The following is a 15827-nucleotide window of genomic DNA, read 5'->3' on the forward strand; positions in this document are numbered from 1 at the left end:
GATCAACGACAGAACGGTTGCGGGAATGTGATGAACATTCGCCGCAGGCCGGTTTCTTTTGAATAATAGTTTGATCGATTCCGCAAGCTTCACTGCCAGCGGGAACTAGCGGATTATTTCGCCAGCCTGGTTTTCAGCGAGGTGACGATGCGTTTGGCAAGCGCCTCGTAATCCTCGTCGAAATGGTGCCCGCCTTCGATGCCGATGGTTTCGACACCCTTTGCCTTGAGGCCGGGGCACGGGTCTTCATCCTCTTCCTCGGTGCCATAAACGCATTGCACCAGCTTGGGATCGATCTTGGCGATGTCATCGACGGTCTTGCCGCCTTTGCCTTCGCCAGCCACGCCCAGCCATCCCTGAACGGAGATTTCGAAATCCACTTCGTTGGAAAGGCCGAGCAGCGAAAGCTGGGCAACGGAAGATTTCACCCGGTCGGGCAGGAGGTTGTAGGTGGCGGGAATGATGTCGGCGCCGAAGGAGTAACCGATCAGCACGACATTGCGAACTTTCCATTCCTTGCGATAGGTCTCAATAATGCGGGCGAGGTCACTCGCCACTTCCTTCGGTTCTTTCTCCTTCCAGAAATACCTGAGAGCATCGACGCCGATGACCGGCACGCCTTGTTTCTGAAGGGCGCTGCCGACTTCCTCGTCCAGGTCGCGCCAGCCGCCATCGCCCGAATAGATCACGGCCATGGTATCCATCACAGGTTTCGCTTCCAGAACGGTGATTGGAAGCCCGAGCGGGTTGTCGCTGTCTCCGGCCGCATCGACCTTGTCGGAAAGGGTCTGGGTCAGCACCTCGTCCGCTTTGTCGGTAACGTCTGTGACGTCGATGTCGGAATGCAGTTTTACAAGCGCGTTGACGTGGTCGCGCCCTTTCTGGTCGGCGTCAGGGGTGAAGATGACGCTGACCGGTGCCGGAAGCGGACCATCTGTGAGGCCATAGACGGTTTCACCATCCACCTTGTCCTTGGTTGCCGGGGTGCAGAGAATTTTTTCCAGGGGCAGGCCCGCCTTCGGGTCCACCGCCACCGCCTCGCGGACGGTGGAAACCGGGCTTTGCGCGATCATGGCGAGCGCAAGCGTGCCGCCCTTGCCGATGCCCGTGACGATCGGCTGGCGATAACTGCCTGTGCCGGCGGTACGCTGGATCTGCTGCGACAGCGATTCGATGTCCGAGATCATGTAGATGCACTCGTCATCATCGGCCTCCAGCGCCTTAAGATATTCCTTGAAGTCGATACCGACGACGGCGGCGCCTTTTTCGACGAGCGCCTTGGCGCGGGTCTCGTCGGCATCCGTCCAGCCATTGGCATCGGAGATCAGGAAGATGCTGGCCTGAATATCCCCATCGGGCACCATCATGTGGTCGGCCGGGATCATGCCCGTTTCGTAAGCCGGCTTATCCTGGGAAAAGGCGGCCGACGAGGAGAGTAACGTCGAGGCGGCAATGAATGCCCCTATCAGGTTGCGTTTCATCATTTGCCGATCACTCCTCTGACGCCGCCGCTAATCAGAACCGTCGCATCCATCAGCGCCAGAGCGGCGTCTGCGCCATTCTGCACGGCAAGGTAACGCGGTTCCCATTTCGGGTGGAACTTTGCCTTGAAGGCGCGAAGTCCCTTGAAGTTGTAGAAACGTTCGCCGTGTTCGAACAGCGTGCTGCCGATACGGTCCCAGACGGGTGCGGCATCACGCTTCGACATGCCGGACATCGGCGCCATGCCGAGGTTGAAGCTCTGGTAGCCCGTTTCCTTGAGATGCTGCATGATGCTGACGAACAGGAAGTCCATCGCGCCGCGCGGCGCGTCGGGCGCAAACCGCATGAGATCGATGGTCGCTTCCTTTTTGGTGTCCGTCACCATGAGATTGGCGAAAGCGGTGATCTTGCCGTCCTTGCGCAAGACCGCGACCGGCTGCGAAAGAATGTAGGCGGGTTCGAAAGCACCGAGCGAGAAGCGTTTCTCGCGGGTATTGTGATGCTCAAGCCAGCCGTCCGACACCTGCTTCAGATCATCGAGAACGGTCGGAACATCGGCCTTTTCGATCAATTCGAAGCTCAACCCGTCGCGTGCGCCACGGCTCAGAGACTGGCGAAGTGTCGCGAGCTTGCCGCCTTTAAGCTCGAACGTGGTGAGATCGACAAGGGCGAGCTCCCCAAGCTTGAAGGCGCGCAGGCCCGCATCGGCACAATGGGACAGAAGCGAAGGCGATATTTGATAGAAGGCCGCACGGGCGCCGGCTCCGCGGGCAGATTCCACGAATTGCCAGACGAGATCGGGGAAATCCTCCTCGTCACCGACAGGATCGGCAAAGGCGATCCACGAGCGGCCCTGAATGCCGTACATGATGAAGGCATTGCCGGTCTCCGAAAACATCACATGCTTGTCGCCCATGCGCACCAGATTGGCGTCCGCGGCGTCCTGCGTCATGACGATCTCCGTCGCCTTGGCAATATCGTCCGCCTCGACGGCATCCGGGCGGAAACGGACCGGGCGCATGAGGCTAAAAATGGCGATGGTCGAGGAGGCAAGGACGAGGCCGAGAAGGGCGCGCAAGCCGCGCGGCGCTTCTTCCGAAAACTCGAATTCCCACCACAGCGTGTGGCTGTAATCCGTATCGCGGTACACGAAAAGCAGAATGGTTGCCGCGCCCGCAATGATCACCATCATCGCGGCGATCCAGCTTGGACCGAGCGCCTGTTTTACCAGCGAGGCGTGACGGTTGAAGCTACGCATGTTGAAGGCGAGTGCCACGATGAAGAGGCCGAGGAAGATCGCTTCAAAGACAGCGATGGCCTTAAGTATCGAGAGGATAAGGGCGAGGGAGGCCGCAACCAGTGCGATCCACCACGCGCCGTCCAGTCTCTGCCCGAGGCCGCGGGAGGCGACGACGAGGCCGAGGCCGAGAATGCTCGTCAGGAAGTGTGCGCCTTCGATGATGGGCAATGGCACGAAATTCGAGAGGAAATCGAGATTGCTGTCCGGCGTCGGCGTCACGCTCGAAAAGATCAGCATGGTGCCGAGAATGAGGGCGAAGGTGGAAAGCAGCGGTGGAGCGAGCCTGACGGCAAGCTGGCTGATATCCGACACAACGGGTTTGGCCGCGAACTGTTTCGTCTCGGAAACGATCATGACCAGAATCGCGACCACCAGCGGCAGCACATGGTAAATCACGCGGTAAAGAACGAGGCTTCCGAGCAGCTGATCGACGCTGATGGCATTGCCGAGCCCCGCCACCATGACGGTTTCGAAAACACCGAGGCCTGCGGGCACATGGCTGAGAACGCCGAGACCGACGGCAGTGGCGTAAATGGCGAAGAAGGTCGGCCAGCCGAGATGGGTTTCCGGCAAAAGCACATAGAGCACGGAGGCTGAAGCGGCGATGTCAAACGCGGAGACAAGAAATTGCTGTGACGAGGTGCGGCTATCGGGCAGGCGCAGCCGCCACTTTCCGAGCTTGATGACCTTGCCGTTGCGTCCGATATAGGCCGTGGTCACGAGCACGGCGATGATCGCGAGCGAAACGCCACGCAGAACGGCCGGATCGACGTTGATAATCGAGGCGATGCGCGGCGCGACGATGAAGGTGGAGATCGCGCTGACCGAGAGCAGCCCGAGGCCGAAAGAAAGCGTGACGAAAGCGATGACACGGGCGATATCACCCGGCGAAAGACCGAGTCGGGAATAGGCGCGAAAGCGGATGGCGCCGCCGCTCAGCGGACCGAAGCCGGCCGTATTGCCGATGGCATAGGCCGCGAAGGCCGTGACCGCCATCGATGGAAAACGGACTTTCTTGCCGACATATTCGATGGCATTCGCATCGTAGAAGATCAGTGCGACGAAGCTTAGTGCGGTAAAGACGATTGCCAGCAGGACGGCGGAAAACGACGTGCCAAGAAGAGCAGCGATGACATCGTCATATCGTACTTCCGATGTGAGACGGTAAATCGCAAACGTCATCATCACAAAGATGAGCGTTATGGCGATGGCCGTCAGATAGGGCCGGTTTCTGGCGAAAAAGCTTTCAACCGGGGATTCTGTAATATCCGTCTCTATAACTTCGCTCTTGTCTGCCATCTACTTTTTCCAGCGCCAATCCCGTTGGTTGGCGAACCACAGGATTGTGTCGCTAATTCGTTTCGGTTGAGGAAATTTGCTTAGCAGAATTGCGTGACGTGTCGATGTGAAGTTTGTGCAGGTTGTCGCCAGATTTTGACAAATTTAACAGCCGGAATGCAACTTGAAAATGTGGAAGTATCCTCGCCTGCTAAAACATCAATAAATTAAACGCGGCGGTTGCTTGGTGGTGGCATTTAATGCAACTACACGCTCCTTTCGATGGAAGGAGATGCATATGAACATGCCGACTAGAATAGCGATTGCGCTCGTCGTCGCCCTCGTGGCAGGAGGCGGTTACATGACGTTCGACAAGATGCGTGGGGCCGAGTGGGTGGTTTCGCCACAACAGATTGCCGAGGCGCAGGCGAAAGGTCAGACGGGCTATGAATCGCGTCCGGGTACCGTGACGGTGCGGCCGATCCGCAGCGAGACAGCAGACGTACTGCCGATGAAATGGGCTCTGATCGGTCTTATTGCCGGACTTTTCGCGTTTCGTGCCACGGGCAAGAAAAAAGCGGCCAAGGTCTGAGACCTCGCCGCTCTAGACCTCCGGCGCATAGCGCCGGAGTGCAAAACTGGAAGCGTTAAGCGCCCCAGGTTCTTTCCAATACGCGAATCCAGTTGCCGTGGCAGATTTTGGCCAGTGCCTCATCGTCATAACCACCCTTGCGCAGGGCTTCAACCAGCAACGGCAGGTCGCCCGCATCCTTCATGGCGGCGGGAATAGTGGTGCCATCAAAATCCGAACCGAGCGCGACGTGGTCTATTCCGATCCGGTTGACGATATAGTCCACATGGCGGACGAGTTCGTTGAGATCGGTATCCGGGTTCTTCACGCCGTCCTGGCGCAGGAACAAGACACCAAAGTTGATACCAGCGAGGCCACCCGTATCGCGGATGGCGTCCAGCTGACGATCCGTCAAGTTACGGCTGTGGTTGCAGATTGCGTAAGCGTTGGAGTGCGATGCCACCAGCGGTGCGTCTGATATCTTGGCGATATCCCAGAAACCCTGTTCGTTCATGTGTGACAGATCGACCATGATCTTCAGCTCGTTACAGGTCTTCACCAGCCGCTTGCCTGCATCGGTGAGGCCGGGGCCGATATCCGGTGTCGAGGGGAAGCGGAAGGGAACGCCATAAGCGAAGATGTTCGGGCGGCTCCAGACCGGCCCGAGCGTGCGCAGGCCCGCCTCATGCAGAACGTGCAGCGCATCCAGATCGGCGCCGATCGCTTCCGCGCCCTCGATGTGAAAAACGGAGGCGAAGGCGCCTTTGGCCATGGCGCTGCGGATATCGGCCGCCGTGCGGCAGACTTTCAGCGCACCATTGGATTGTTTCTCGGCGCGGAACAGCAGCGCCGCCATGGCAAGCGTCGCTTTCAGCGCGTCGGCTTCGGCCGGTGTCGGGAAATCACCATTGGCATCCTTTTCCATGTTGGGCGACGGCACGTACATGGCGCAGAGGCCGCCGGCGAGGCCACCTTTTTTGGCACGAGGCAGATCGATATGGCCGACGGTGTCGCCTTCGATCAGAAGCGTTTCGGGGGAGGCGTTGCCCGATTTCCATAACCGCAGAAGTACATCGTTGTGACCGTCGAAGACGGGTACGGTTTTTAGATCGGTCATGGTCATTCACCTTCGGAAACGGGGTTGCGCGGACGCGCCTGCGGGAGAGTTTTCAGAATTGGTAGAGGAAAGGTCAAGCCGGGAGCAAATGCAATCCGTGCATAGGCTCTGCCAAATTTGGAATTGGTCGGGCCTCGTTGGCTCATGGTAATCGCGGGAAACATAAAAAAAACGACTGGATTGGGGCAAACCCACCATTTTCCGAAAAATAAGGTCCGAAAGGGGATTTTCGATGATTTCAAGACGCAACCTGTTGATTGCCGGCGCTGCCGTTCCGTTCCTGTCCTATGCGCGCATTCCGGCATTTGCCGCGACCCCGAAGGACATTCTGGTCGTTGCCCAGCAGCTGGACAATATGACGAGCCTTGACCCGCATGAAGGTTTCGAGGCTGTCGGCGGTGAAATCATCTCCAACATGTATCAAAAGCTGGTGCGCGCCAACCGTGAGGATTCCACCAAGGTCGATCCGGTTATAGCAAAATCCTGGGAAGCCGATGCCGACAGCAAGGTCTTTACCTTCGTGATCGGTGACGATGCGACCTTCGCGAGCGGTGCGAAAGTGACGGCGGAAGACGTTGCGTTCTCGCTGCAGCGCGCCATCAAGATGAACAAGAGCCCGGCCTTCATCATCGGCCAGTTCGGCTTCACGCCTGAAAACGCCGAAACGACCATTGTTGCCGCCGACGACAAGACGGTAAAGCTGACGACGGCAAAGCCGACCGCCATCTCCTTCCTGCTTTATTGCCTTTCCGCCAATATCGGCGCGATCGTCGAAAAGAAGGCCGTTCTTGCCAATGCTTCCGGTGAAGACCTTGGCAATGGCTGGCTGCAGAAGAACAGCGCGGGTTCGGGCGATTTCATGCTTCAGGCCTGGAAGCCGAGCGAAAGCGTCGCTCTGACGGTCAACCCGAATGGGCCCTACAAGGGCAATATCAAGCGCGTCATCCTGCGTCACGTTACCGATCCGTCTTCCCAGCTTCTGATGCTGCAGAAGGGCGATATCGACATCGCCCGCGACCTGACGTCGGAGCAGCTGCGCACCGTCAAGGACGACGCCAACATCGAGCTGGAGCGTAAGTCCATTGCCTCGCTGGTCTTGATTTCGCTCAACCAGGGCAATGAGAACCTTGCGAAGCCGCAGGTGTGGCAGGCGATCAAGTGGGCGCTGGACTATAAGGGCATGCAGGAAAACATCGTGCCGCTGACGCACGAAATCCACCAGAGCTTCGAGCCGAAGGGCTTCCCCGGCGCCGTTAACGACATTCCGTTCCAGCGCGATGTCGAGAAGGCCAAGGCGCTGATGGCCGAAGCCGGCCTTGCCGATGGTTTCGAAATCAGCATGGACCACTATTCCGCCCAGCCTTATCCGGATCTGGCGCAGGCCATCCAGGCAAACCTTGCCGATATCGGCATCAAGGTGCGCCTGCAGTCGGCCGAAAACCGCCAGGTCCTGACCAAGATGCGCGCCCGCGAACACCAGATGGCGCTCTCCGCATGGGGCACGGATTATTTCGATCCGCATTCCAACGCCGATGTTTTCAACATCAACAAGGACAATGGCGACGACGCCAAGTCGAAGCCCTTCCTGTGGCGTTCGCGCTTCAAGAACGACGACTTTGCCGCCAAGGCGGAAGCCGCGCGTGACGAGAAGGATCCTGCAAAGCGCGTGGAGCTTTATGAAGCCCTGCAGCGCGAGCACATGGAAAACAGCCCCTTCGTGTTCATGTTCCAGACCACGAAGACGGCCGCCTTCCGCAAGGGCGTGTCCGGCTTCGAACTCGGCGTTCTCTCCGAGGGCAATTCCTACCACGATGCGAAGAAAGCGTGACATTGAACAAGCGCGTTAAAAGCATATCGTCGATACTGAGCAGCGTCCTCCTGACGCTGTTCGGTTTGATGATCATCACCTTCATGATCGGGCGCGTCATGCCGGTCGATCCCGTCATCGCGGCGGTTGGCGATAATGCGCCTGAAGACGTCATCGTGCGGGTCCGGGCCGAAATGGGTCTCGACCAGCCGCTGGTCGTGCAGTTCTTCCATTATGTCTGGCAGGTTCTGCATGGCGATTTCGGCAATTCGATCCTGACCCGCAATCCGGTCTGGATCGATATCAAGCGCGTTTTCCCCGCCACATTCGAGCTTGCCACCGCAGCGCTTATCCTCGCTGCACTGATTGGCATTCCGCTTGGTGTCTGGGCCGCCGTGAGGCAGGGCAAGCTCACCGATCAGGTCGTCCGCGTCGTCTGCCTTGCCGGCCACTCCGTGCCCGTCTTCATGCTGGCGCTGATTTCGCTGCTGGTCTTTTACGCCACGCTTGGCGTTGCACCCGGACCCGGCAGGCAGGACATCATCTATGACGGCATGATCACGCAGGTGACCGGCCTGATGACGGTCGATACGCTGCTTGCGGGCGACTGGGACGCCTTTTACGATGCCATCGCCCATATGGTGCAGCCTGTCTGTATTCTCGCCTATTTCAGCATGGCCTATATTACCCGCATGACGCGCGCCTTTATGATCGACGCGCTGAAGGGTGAATATGTCATCACCGCCCGCGCCAAGGGGCTTTCGGCTATGACCGTGATCTGGGGACACGCCTTCCCGACGGTCGCCGTGCAGCTCGTCACGGTTCTCGCGCTCACCTATGCCGGCCTTCTCGAAGGTGCGGTGGTGACGGAAACCGTCTTCAGCTGGCCGGGCCTTGGCCAATATCTCACCGTCTCGCTCATGAACGCGGACATGAACCCCGTCGTCGGCGCAACCCTGTTGATCGGCTTCATCTATGTCGCCCTCAACCTGCTTGCAGACGTGCTTTACAGAGTTATGGATCCTCGCGTTCGATGATGTTAGCTAATTTCAGAAACTGGGCGCTGGATGAAACGCCGCATTCGCGAACACAGGCTGCCTGGGGCAACCGATATCGCATCTGGCTCAACCTCAAGTCCAATCCGCTGGCGGTGATCGGTCTGACCATCATCGTCCTCTTCATTGCGCTGTCGCTGCTGGCGCCGCTGCTTGCGCCCTACGACCCGGCGACGCAGAATCTCGGCAATCGCCTGGCATTCCCGAGCGCCGAACACTGGTTCGGCACGGATGAGCTGGGCCGCGACATTCTCTCGCGCATTCTCTATGGCGGCCGCGTCACACTCGGCATGGTCATTGCCGTCGTCGTTCTCGTGGCACCCATTGGCCTCGCCATCGGCTGCATCGCCGGTTATTTCGGCGGCATTGTCGATACGGTGCTGATGCGGGTAACGGATGTGTTCCTGGCCTTTCCGCGCCTCATCCTCGCGCTGGCCTTTGTTGCGGCGCTGAAGCCCGGCGTTGAAAGCGCCATTCTCGCCATCGCGCTCACTGCATGGCCACCCTATGCGCGTCTTGCCCGCGCCGAGACCATGACGGTGCGCGGCAGCGACTTCGTGGCGGCCTACCGGCTGACCGGCGCTTCCGCCTGGCGCATCATCGCCCGGCATATCGCGCCGCTCTGCGTGCCGAGCCTTATCGTGCGCATCACGCTCGACATGAGCTCGATCATCATCACCGCCGCCAGCCTCGGCTTCCTCGGCATGGGCGCACAGCCGCCTTCGCCGGAATGGGGTGCGATGATTGCGACGGCCAAGCGCTTCATCTTCGAACAATGGTGGGTCGCCACCATTCCCGGCATCGCCATCTTCCTCGTTTCGCTCGCCTTCAACTTCCTCGGCGATGGCCTGCGCGACGTTCTCGACCCGAAGGGACATTGAGCCATGCTGGTCGAAATCGAAAATCTGAAGATCGCTTTCCAGACCCGCACCAGCCGTTTCGAGGCGGTGCGTGGTGTTTCCATGAAGCTCGGCACTGAGAAGCTTGGCATCGTCGGCGAGTCCGGTTCGGGCAAGAGCCTGACGGCGCGTGCGCTGATGAAGCTTCTGCCCTCCAATGCCGATATCCGCGCCGACAAGCTCGCATTCGACGGCATCGACGTGTTGTCCGCCAGCGAAAGGCAGATGCGCCAGATCCGCGGCAAGCGGGCGGGCTTCATCCTGCAGGACCCGAAATATTCGCTGAACCCGGTAAAGACCATCGGCGCGCAGGTGGCTGAAGCCTGGCGCACCCACAAGGGCGGCAGCAAGCGTGCCGCCATGGAAGCGGCCATCGCCCTGCTCGATCAGGTGAAAATCCGCAATCCGCGTCAGGTGGCTTCATCCTACGCGCATGAGGTTTCCGGCGGCATGGGCCAGCGCGTCATGATCGCCATGATGCTCGCCCCCGATCCGGAATTGCTGATCGCCGACGAGCCGACCAGCGCACTTGACGCCACGGTGCAGGCGGAAATCCTGCGGCTGATCGAGGAGCTGGTGTCGGAGCGTGGCATGGGCCTCATCCTCATCAGCCACGACCTGCCGCTCGTTTCGCATTTCTGCGACCGCGTCGCCGTCATGTATTCCGGCCGGGTGATGGAGGAGCTGAAGGCTTCCGAACTGCTGAAAGCCGAACATCCCTATACAAAGGGACTTCTGAACTGCATTCCCTCGCTGACGCACCCGCGCGAGCGTCTTCCCGTTCTCAACCGTGATGCAGCGTGGTCCAGCCAATGATCGACGTCGAAAACCTCCGTATCAAGTTCGGTGACCGCGAAGTGGTGAAGGGCGTGTCCTTTTCGGTGGAGAAGGGCGGCAGCTTCGGCATCGTCGGCGAAAGCGGCTCGGGCAAATCCACCATCCTGCGCGCCATGGCGGGCCTCAACGAAAGCTGGGAAGGGCGCATCGCCTTTGCCGGCAAGGATGCCCCTCTGCGTCGTACGCCGGAATTCTTCCGGCAGGTGCAGATGGTGTTTCAGGACCCCTATGGCTCACTGCATCCGCGCCAGACCATCGACCGTATTCTCAGCGAATTGCCGTTGGTGCACGGCATGGACAACATCGAAAAACGCATCCAGCAGGCTTTGTCCGACGTGGCGCTGCCGCAGGCGGTCCGTTTCCGTTTCCCGCATCAGCTTTCCGGTGGCCAGCGCCAGCGCGTGGCGATTGCTCGTGCGCTGATCGCCGATCCGCAGGTGCTGCTGCTCGACGAGCCGACGTCGGCGCTGGATGTCTCGGTGCAGGCGGAAATTCTGAACCTGTTGCAGGACCTGCGTGCGGCGCGCAATCTCACCTATATTCTTGTCAGCCACAATCTTGCTGTCATTGCGCATCTTTGCCCGCAGGTGGGCGTGATGTTGAATGGCGAGATGGTGGAACAGTTGAGCGCGGGTGATCTGCGCGAGGGACGGACGAAACATCCGCATACGGAAGAGCTGCGCAGCCTGAGCATCCGGCTGGAAGAGCCGGCCTGAGGGCTGGTCACCCGGCCTAAATTACACATGGATCGAGCGGGTGCCGCCCGCTTCTTCTCCCCGAGGGGGAGAAGTCCGCGGCAGCGGGATGAGGGGGCAAGGGTGGGGTCTATCGCTCGCGTTGCCCCCTCATCCGACCCTTCGGGCCACCTTCTCCCCGGCGGGGAGAAGAAACGAGCCGCAGCGTCGAGGCATTCTGCAAAGACGACAAACCACGAGACCGAACCATGCCACAGCAATTCGACTGGAATGCCGCTTCAACCCTTTCGCAAAGCTTCGTCTCACAATGGGCGGACAATGAGCCGGGCGGGGCGGTCATCGGTTTTGATCTCGATGGCATCCGTTTCGCTCATGCCGGCGGTGTCGAGAGCCTCTCGACCTTCGCATCTTTTACGCCGCAGAGCGTGGTGCGGTATGCCTCGGTCACCAAACATGCCTTCTGCGCCATGGTGCTTGCGTATTCCGATCTGATCGGCCTCGATGACCCACTCGGCAAACATCTGCCGGAGCTGCAATCGCCGCTCCGCGAGGTGACGGTCGGGCAGGCGCTGGATATGAGCGGCGGACTGCCGGATACACGCGAATGCCTGTCACTGCTTGGCCTTTCCGTCTATACCGAAACGAAGGCCGGACCGCTGCTCGATTATCTGTCGCGGCTCACCCGGTTGAATTTCCCTGCCGGCAGCGAGGTGTCCTATTCAAATACGGGTTACCGTCTGGTGGAAGCGGCCCTCGAGCGCCGGGGTCTCCGTTTTGACGATTTCGTGCAGCAGCAGATTGCCGGTCCCTTTGGTGTGTTTCTGAAAGCGCCTGACGTCTGGAACGATCCGGTTGACAGACTTGTCCCGGGTTACTGGAAGTCTGAAGAGAACTGGCAGCTTTCCGCCGCCGGCCTGCATATCTCCGCATCCGGCAGCCTTGCGGGCAGTGCCGAAGCACTCACCCGCTGGCTTCAGGGGCTGATGCGGGGCGAGGGCAGCTTCGCGGGTGTTCTCGACGGGCTTTCGGCTGAGCGGCCGCTCGCTGACGTGCGGATGAGCGAATATGGCCTCGGTCTGCGCTGGTCGCATTTGGGCGACCGCCGGTTTGTCGGCCACGGCGGTTCGCATCCCGGCTACAAGACTTACTTCCTGCTCGACCCTGAAAATGGCACGGGATTCGTGGTGGTCTCGAACCGCGAGGATACCAACGGTTTCAAGATCGCGCTGGAAAGCATGGTGGCTTTGACCGGTCTGCCTTTGCCCAAGCCGGCCGCCAGCCTGCCGGAAGGCCTTTATGTGACCGAAAGCGGTCCGTGGTGGCTTGAGATCAAGGGCAGCACCTCCACCTTCATCGATGGCGACGACACGCTCTATGAAGATGTCGATGGCTGGGTTTCTTCCCGCTCCGCATCTTCTCCGATGCGTCTCAGGTTAGATGGCGATGCCATTGTCGGCGAGGCCGGTCACGCCGCCCGTCGTTTCCTGCCTGTCGGAGAGCATACGGTGCCGAATGATCTTTCGGGAACATGGCGTTCGGATGAGGGCGCGGAATTTATCATCAGCGGTCCGTCGCTGACGATGGGCATCGGCCCGACGCGTCGCAGCATGCCGTTGAAGGCGCTCGGCAATGGCCGCTTTCTGTTCACGCTCATCGATGGGCCGTGGACGAAGCGCGTCTGCCTCAACCGTCTCAGCAACGACCGGATCGAACTCGTCTCCAGCCGGGCGCGGATGATCGAATATTATCGTAGCCGATAGGTCGTCCGCAGACCTGCGATTTGGTCGCAGGTCTGCGCTTTACAAGAGGGTTTCTTTCACGCCTCATTGCACCTAATAAAGACGCTTCTGAATAACCGGAAAGATTTTTTGTTGGGAGTATGAGCCGTGGAAGTCAAATGGCTCGAGGATTTCCTGGCGCTGGCCGGAACGCTCAATTTCTCGAAGGCCGCCGATGAACGGCATGTCACGCAGTCCGCCTTCAGCCGGCGCATCAAGCAGCTGGAAGCCTGGGTGGGTGCGACGCTCGTCGACCGCGCGTCCTATCCATCGCGGCTGACCGAGGCGGGCGTGAAGTTCGTGCCGGTAGCGCAGGAGACGCTGAAACAGCTCTACCATGCGCGGCGGACGCTTCTTCAGGAGGAGGGGGCGGATGCTAGGACGGTGCGGCTGACGGCGCTGCATACATTGTCTTTCACCTTCTTTCCCGGCTGGTTGAAACGGGTGAACGAAAAGGCGGGGCCGCTGTTTTCCGTGCTGCGGCCCGACTCCGGCAGCATGGAGGAAAACCTCAACTCGCTGGTGGACGGGCAGAGCGATTTCCTGCTGACTTATGCCCATCACGAAGTGCCGATGCTGCTCGATGCGCAGCTTTTCGAGTTTCGGGTGCTCGGTGCGGAAAAGATCATTCCTGTTTCAGCGCCCGCAAAAGACGGTTCACCGCTGCACGCGCTTCAGCAAGATGCAAAAAAACCCTTCGCCTATCTGGATTATGAAAAAGCGTCGTTCTTCGGGCCTTTGTTGCGCGATCTCCTGAGCGCGCGGCTGCCCAAATTCGAGCGGGTGCATGAGGGCAGTATGTCGGTGGGGCTGAAAGCCATGGCGATGGCCGGCTGGGGTGTGGCCTGGGTGCCGGAAAGCCTGATGCGGCAGGAGATGGATAGCGGCGCGCTGGTGCGCGCCGCCGATCCGAGTTTCGACATTTCCGTCGATATCAGGCTCTACCGTTCGAGAGAGAACCGCCGGCCCGTTGTCGAGCGCATCTGGGCGGTTCTCGAAGGTTGATACCTGCTTAAATCGCCGTGCGGCGGGCGTTTTCGAGATAGAGTTCGCGCAGGCGGCTTACCATCGGGCCGGGCTTGCCGTTACCTACCGGCTTGCCGTCGATCTTCGTGACAGAAACCACGAAGTTGGACGCGCTCGTTAGGCAGGCCTCATCGGCGTTCATGGCTTCCTCCAGCGTGAAGGGGCGTTCTTCCAGCGTGAAGCCGGCCTCCTTGGCCAGTTGCAGAGCAGCAAGGCGTGTGCAGCCGGGCAGAGTCTTGTTGCTGTTACCGCGGGTGATGATCTTCTTGTCTGCAGTGACGATGTAAGCGGTGGAGGAGGCGCCTTCGGTCACGAACCCGTCCTCGATCATCCACGCCTCGTCACAGCCTTCGGCCTTGGCGATACGCTTCGCCATGACCTGCGGCAGCAGGCAGACGCTCTTGATGTCGCGGCGTGCCCAGCGCTGGTCGGGAACCGACTTTACGGAGACGCCGGCCTCCTCGACGGGGGTGCCAAGCAGCTTTTTGGCCTGGGTGAACATGACGAGCGTCGGCTTCAGATCGGCGGAGAACAGGAAGTTGCGGTCCTCGGCGCCACGCGTCAGCTGCAGATAGATCATGCCTTCAACGAGATTGTTGTCGGCGATTAGGCGGCGTTCGGCCTCAACGATGTCCTTCGTCGTGACCGGCAGGGCCACGTCGATTTCGCGGGCGCTGCGTTCCAGCCGGGCCATATGCAGATCGCTGTCGATCAGCTTGCCTTCCAGAACCGAGGTGACTTCGTAAATACCGTCGCCGAACAGAAAACCGCGGTCGAAGATGGAAAGGCGGGCGTCCGCTTCGGGCAGAAATTCGCCGTTGACGTAAACGATGCGGCCGGATGGGCTGGTCATGGAAACTCCGTCTGGAAGGTCAGGCTGAAAGAAGGGTTTTAAGGGCGACGATGGAAATGGCCTCGACCGTGGACACCTTGCCGGTGCCGGCATTGAAGCCCATGGTCGTGGTCGCTGTGCAGAGCGAATTGAGGATCGCTTCCTCCGTTGCCTCTATCGCAGCTTCGAAAAGCGGCGAGACCGCATCGTTGGAAAGCTCAGGATAGTCCGTCACGGCCTTGCGGCGCGCCGGCGTGCGGCAAAGCCACTCATCGGTGGAAAATGCCAGCGCATAATCGCCGGAGCCATTGCTGAGCGCGGCACCCGTGCGTGCCAGTCCGCCGAAGCTTCTGGCCGCGAGGCGCTTCAGATTGCGGGAGGAAAGCGGCGCGTCGGTTGCAACAATGATGACGATCGAGCCGTCCTTGTCCTTATGATCAGGGTTCACATAAGGCTTGCCGCAGACCAGCAGATGCCCGCCATAATTGGACTGTACGAGAATGCCGATGGTATAGGTCTGACCGGAAATGGTGATGCAGCGCGACGCGGTGCCGATACCGCCCTTCATGCCGAAGGCGACCGTACCGGTTCCGGCGCCAATGCTGCCCTCGGCGACTGGGCCTGTAGTGGCGTTTTTTAGCGCGGCCGAAATTTCTTCAATGGTCGGGCGGCCGGCGCGGATGTCGTTCAGGCGGGAATCGTTGGTCTCGCCGACGACGGCGTTGATAGAGACGATTTTCTCATTGCCCGGCTGCGTCAGTGTATGGTGGTTGATCGCTTCGATGGCCCGGCCTGTCGCCAGCGTATTGGTGAGGATGATGGGTGTTTCGAGTTCGCCGAGTTCCTCGATCTGGGTCGAGCCGGCAAACTTGCCGAAGCCGTTATAGACGGCGAAGGCGGCGGGCACCTTGTCCTGAAACAGATTGCCGCCATGCGGCAGGATCGCGGTTGCGCCGGTGCGTATCTTGTCTCCTTCGATGACGGTCGAATGGCCAACGGCTACGCCCGCGACATCGGTGATGGCGTTGAGCGGGCCGGTTTCGAAATGGCCGGGCCGGAAACCGATATCGCGCAGTCTCGGGCGGGTCGTCTGATGCATCGGGTGATCACTTTTGCGGAATGCAGGCTAAATGTAAAACGAGCGCGGCTT

General features: G+C 59.8%; 13 protein-coding genes. 8 read left to right on the forward strand and 5 right to left on the reverse strand.

The window, feature by feature from the left end:
• Window positions 1–113: 113 nt before the first annotated feature.
• Both acvB and mprF read right to left on the reverse strand, forming a co-directional pair.
• Window positions 114–1484 (reverse strand): virulence factor family protein, encoded by a 1371-nt coding sequence (gene acvB / locus AT6N2_RS20125; protein ID WP_209091028.1) that lies wholly within the window; start codon window positions 1482–1484, stop codon window positions 114–116.
• Entirely contained in the window at window positions 1481–4081 is a 2601-nt protein-coding gene (gene mprF / locus AT6N2_RS20130; RefSeq protein ID WP_209091029.1) for a bifunctional lysylphosphatidylglycerol flippase/synthetase MprF, read from the reverse strand. Before mprF ends, acvB begins: the two co-directional genes overlap by 4 nt.
• A 277-nt stretch (window positions 4082–4358) precedes the next feature.
• Between mprF and AT6N2_RS20135 the strand changes: the two genes are divergently transcribed.
• Window positions 4359–4652 (forward strand): hypothetical protein, encoded by a 294-nt coding sequence (locus AT6N2_RS20135; RefSeq protein ID WP_063950295.1) that lies wholly within the window; start codon window positions 4359–4361, stop codon window positions 4650–4652.
• A 55-nt stretch (window positions 4653–4707) separates the two neighbouring features.
• Here the strand turns inward: AT6N2_RS20135 and AT6N2_RS20140 are convergent, their stop codons facing one another.
• Window positions 4708–5748: a dipeptidase gene (locus tag AT6N2_RS20140; RefSeq protein WP_209091031.1), complete on the reverse strand. Its 1041-nt coding sequence runs from the start codon at window positions 5746–5748 to the stop codon at window positions 4708–4710.
• 232 nt (window positions 5749–5980) lie between these two features.
• Here AT6N2_RS20140 and AT6N2_RS20145 point away from each other — a divergent pair, with 232 nt between their 5' ends.
• The 7 genes from AT6N2_RS20145 to AT6N2_RS20175 all read left to right on the forward strand — a co-directional run bounded on the left by AT6N2_RS20145 (window position 5981) and on the right by AT6N2_RS20175 (window position 13824).
• Window positions 5981–7576 carry an ABC transporter substrate-binding protein gene (locus AT6N2_RS20145; RefSeq protein ID WP_209091033.1) on the forward strand — a complete coding sequence of 532 codons (1596 nt, stop codon included), beginning with the start codon at window positions 5981–5983 and terminating at the stop codon, window positions 7574–7576.
• A 2-nt stretch (window positions 7577–7578) separates the two neighbouring features.
• Window positions 7579–8592 (forward strand): ABC transporter permease, encoded by a 1014-nt coding sequence (locus AT6N2_RS20150; protein ID WP_209091934.1) that lies wholly within the window; start codon window positions 7579–7581, stop codon window positions 8590–8592.
• Entirely contained in the window at window positions 8589–9491 is a 903-nt protein-coding gene (gene nikC / locus AT6N2_RS20155; RefSeq protein ID WP_004433196.1) for a nickel transporter permease, read from the forward strand. The genes AT6N2_RS20150 and nikC overlap by 4 nt, the downstream gene beginning before the upstream one ends.
• A gap of 3 nt (window positions 9492–9494) precedes the next feature.
• A complete protein-coding gene (locus tag AT6N2_RS20160; protein WP_144576735.1) occupies window positions 9495–10325 on the forward strand; it encodes an ABC transporter ATP-binding protein in 831 nt (276 codons plus the stop codon).
• Window positions 10322–11062, forward strand: a complete 741-nt coding sequence (locus AT6N2_RS20165) for an ABC transporter ATP-binding protein (protein ID WP_022556864.1) — start codon at window positions 10322–10324, stop codon at window positions 11060–11062. Before AT6N2_RS20160 ends, AT6N2_RS20165 begins: the two co-directional genes overlap by 4 nt.
• Window positions 11063–11289: 227 nt before the next feature.
• On the forward strand, window positions 11290–12801 hold the full coding sequence (locus AT6N2_RS20170) for a serine hydrolase domain-containing protein (RefSeq protein WP_209091035.1): 1512 nt from the start codon (window positions 11290–11292) through the stop codon (window positions 12799–12801).
• 126 nt (window positions 12802–12927) lie between these two features.
• Window positions 12928–13824: a LysR substrate-binding domain-containing protein gene (locus AT6N2_RS20175; protein WP_209091037.1), complete on the forward strand. Its 897-nt coding sequence runs from the start codon at window positions 12928–12930 to the stop codon at window positions 13822–13824.
• Between the two features lie 7 nt (window positions 13825–13831).
• Here AT6N2_RS20175 and AT6N2_RS20180 read toward each other — a convergent pair whose 3' ends face one another.
• Complete coding sequence (locus AT6N2_RS20180) at window positions 13832–14698, reverse strand: D-amino-acid transaminase (RefSeq protein ID WP_144576732.1); 867 nt, start codon at window positions 14696–14698, stop codon at window positions 13832–13834.
• A 19-nt stretch (window positions 14699–14717) separates the two neighbouring features.
• Window positions 14718–15776, reverse strand: a complete 1059-nt coding sequence (locus AT6N2_RS20185) for a P1 family peptidase (RefSeq protein ID WP_209091039.1) — start codon at window positions 15774–15776, stop codon at window positions 14718–14720.
• Window positions 15777–15827: the final 51 nt, after the last annotated feature.

The organism is Agrobacterium tumefaciens, from assembly GCF_017726655.1.
Classification (GTDB): Bacteria; Pseudomonadota; Alphaproteobacteria; order Rhizobiales; family Rhizobiaceae; genus Agrobacterium; species Agrobacterium tumefaciens_B.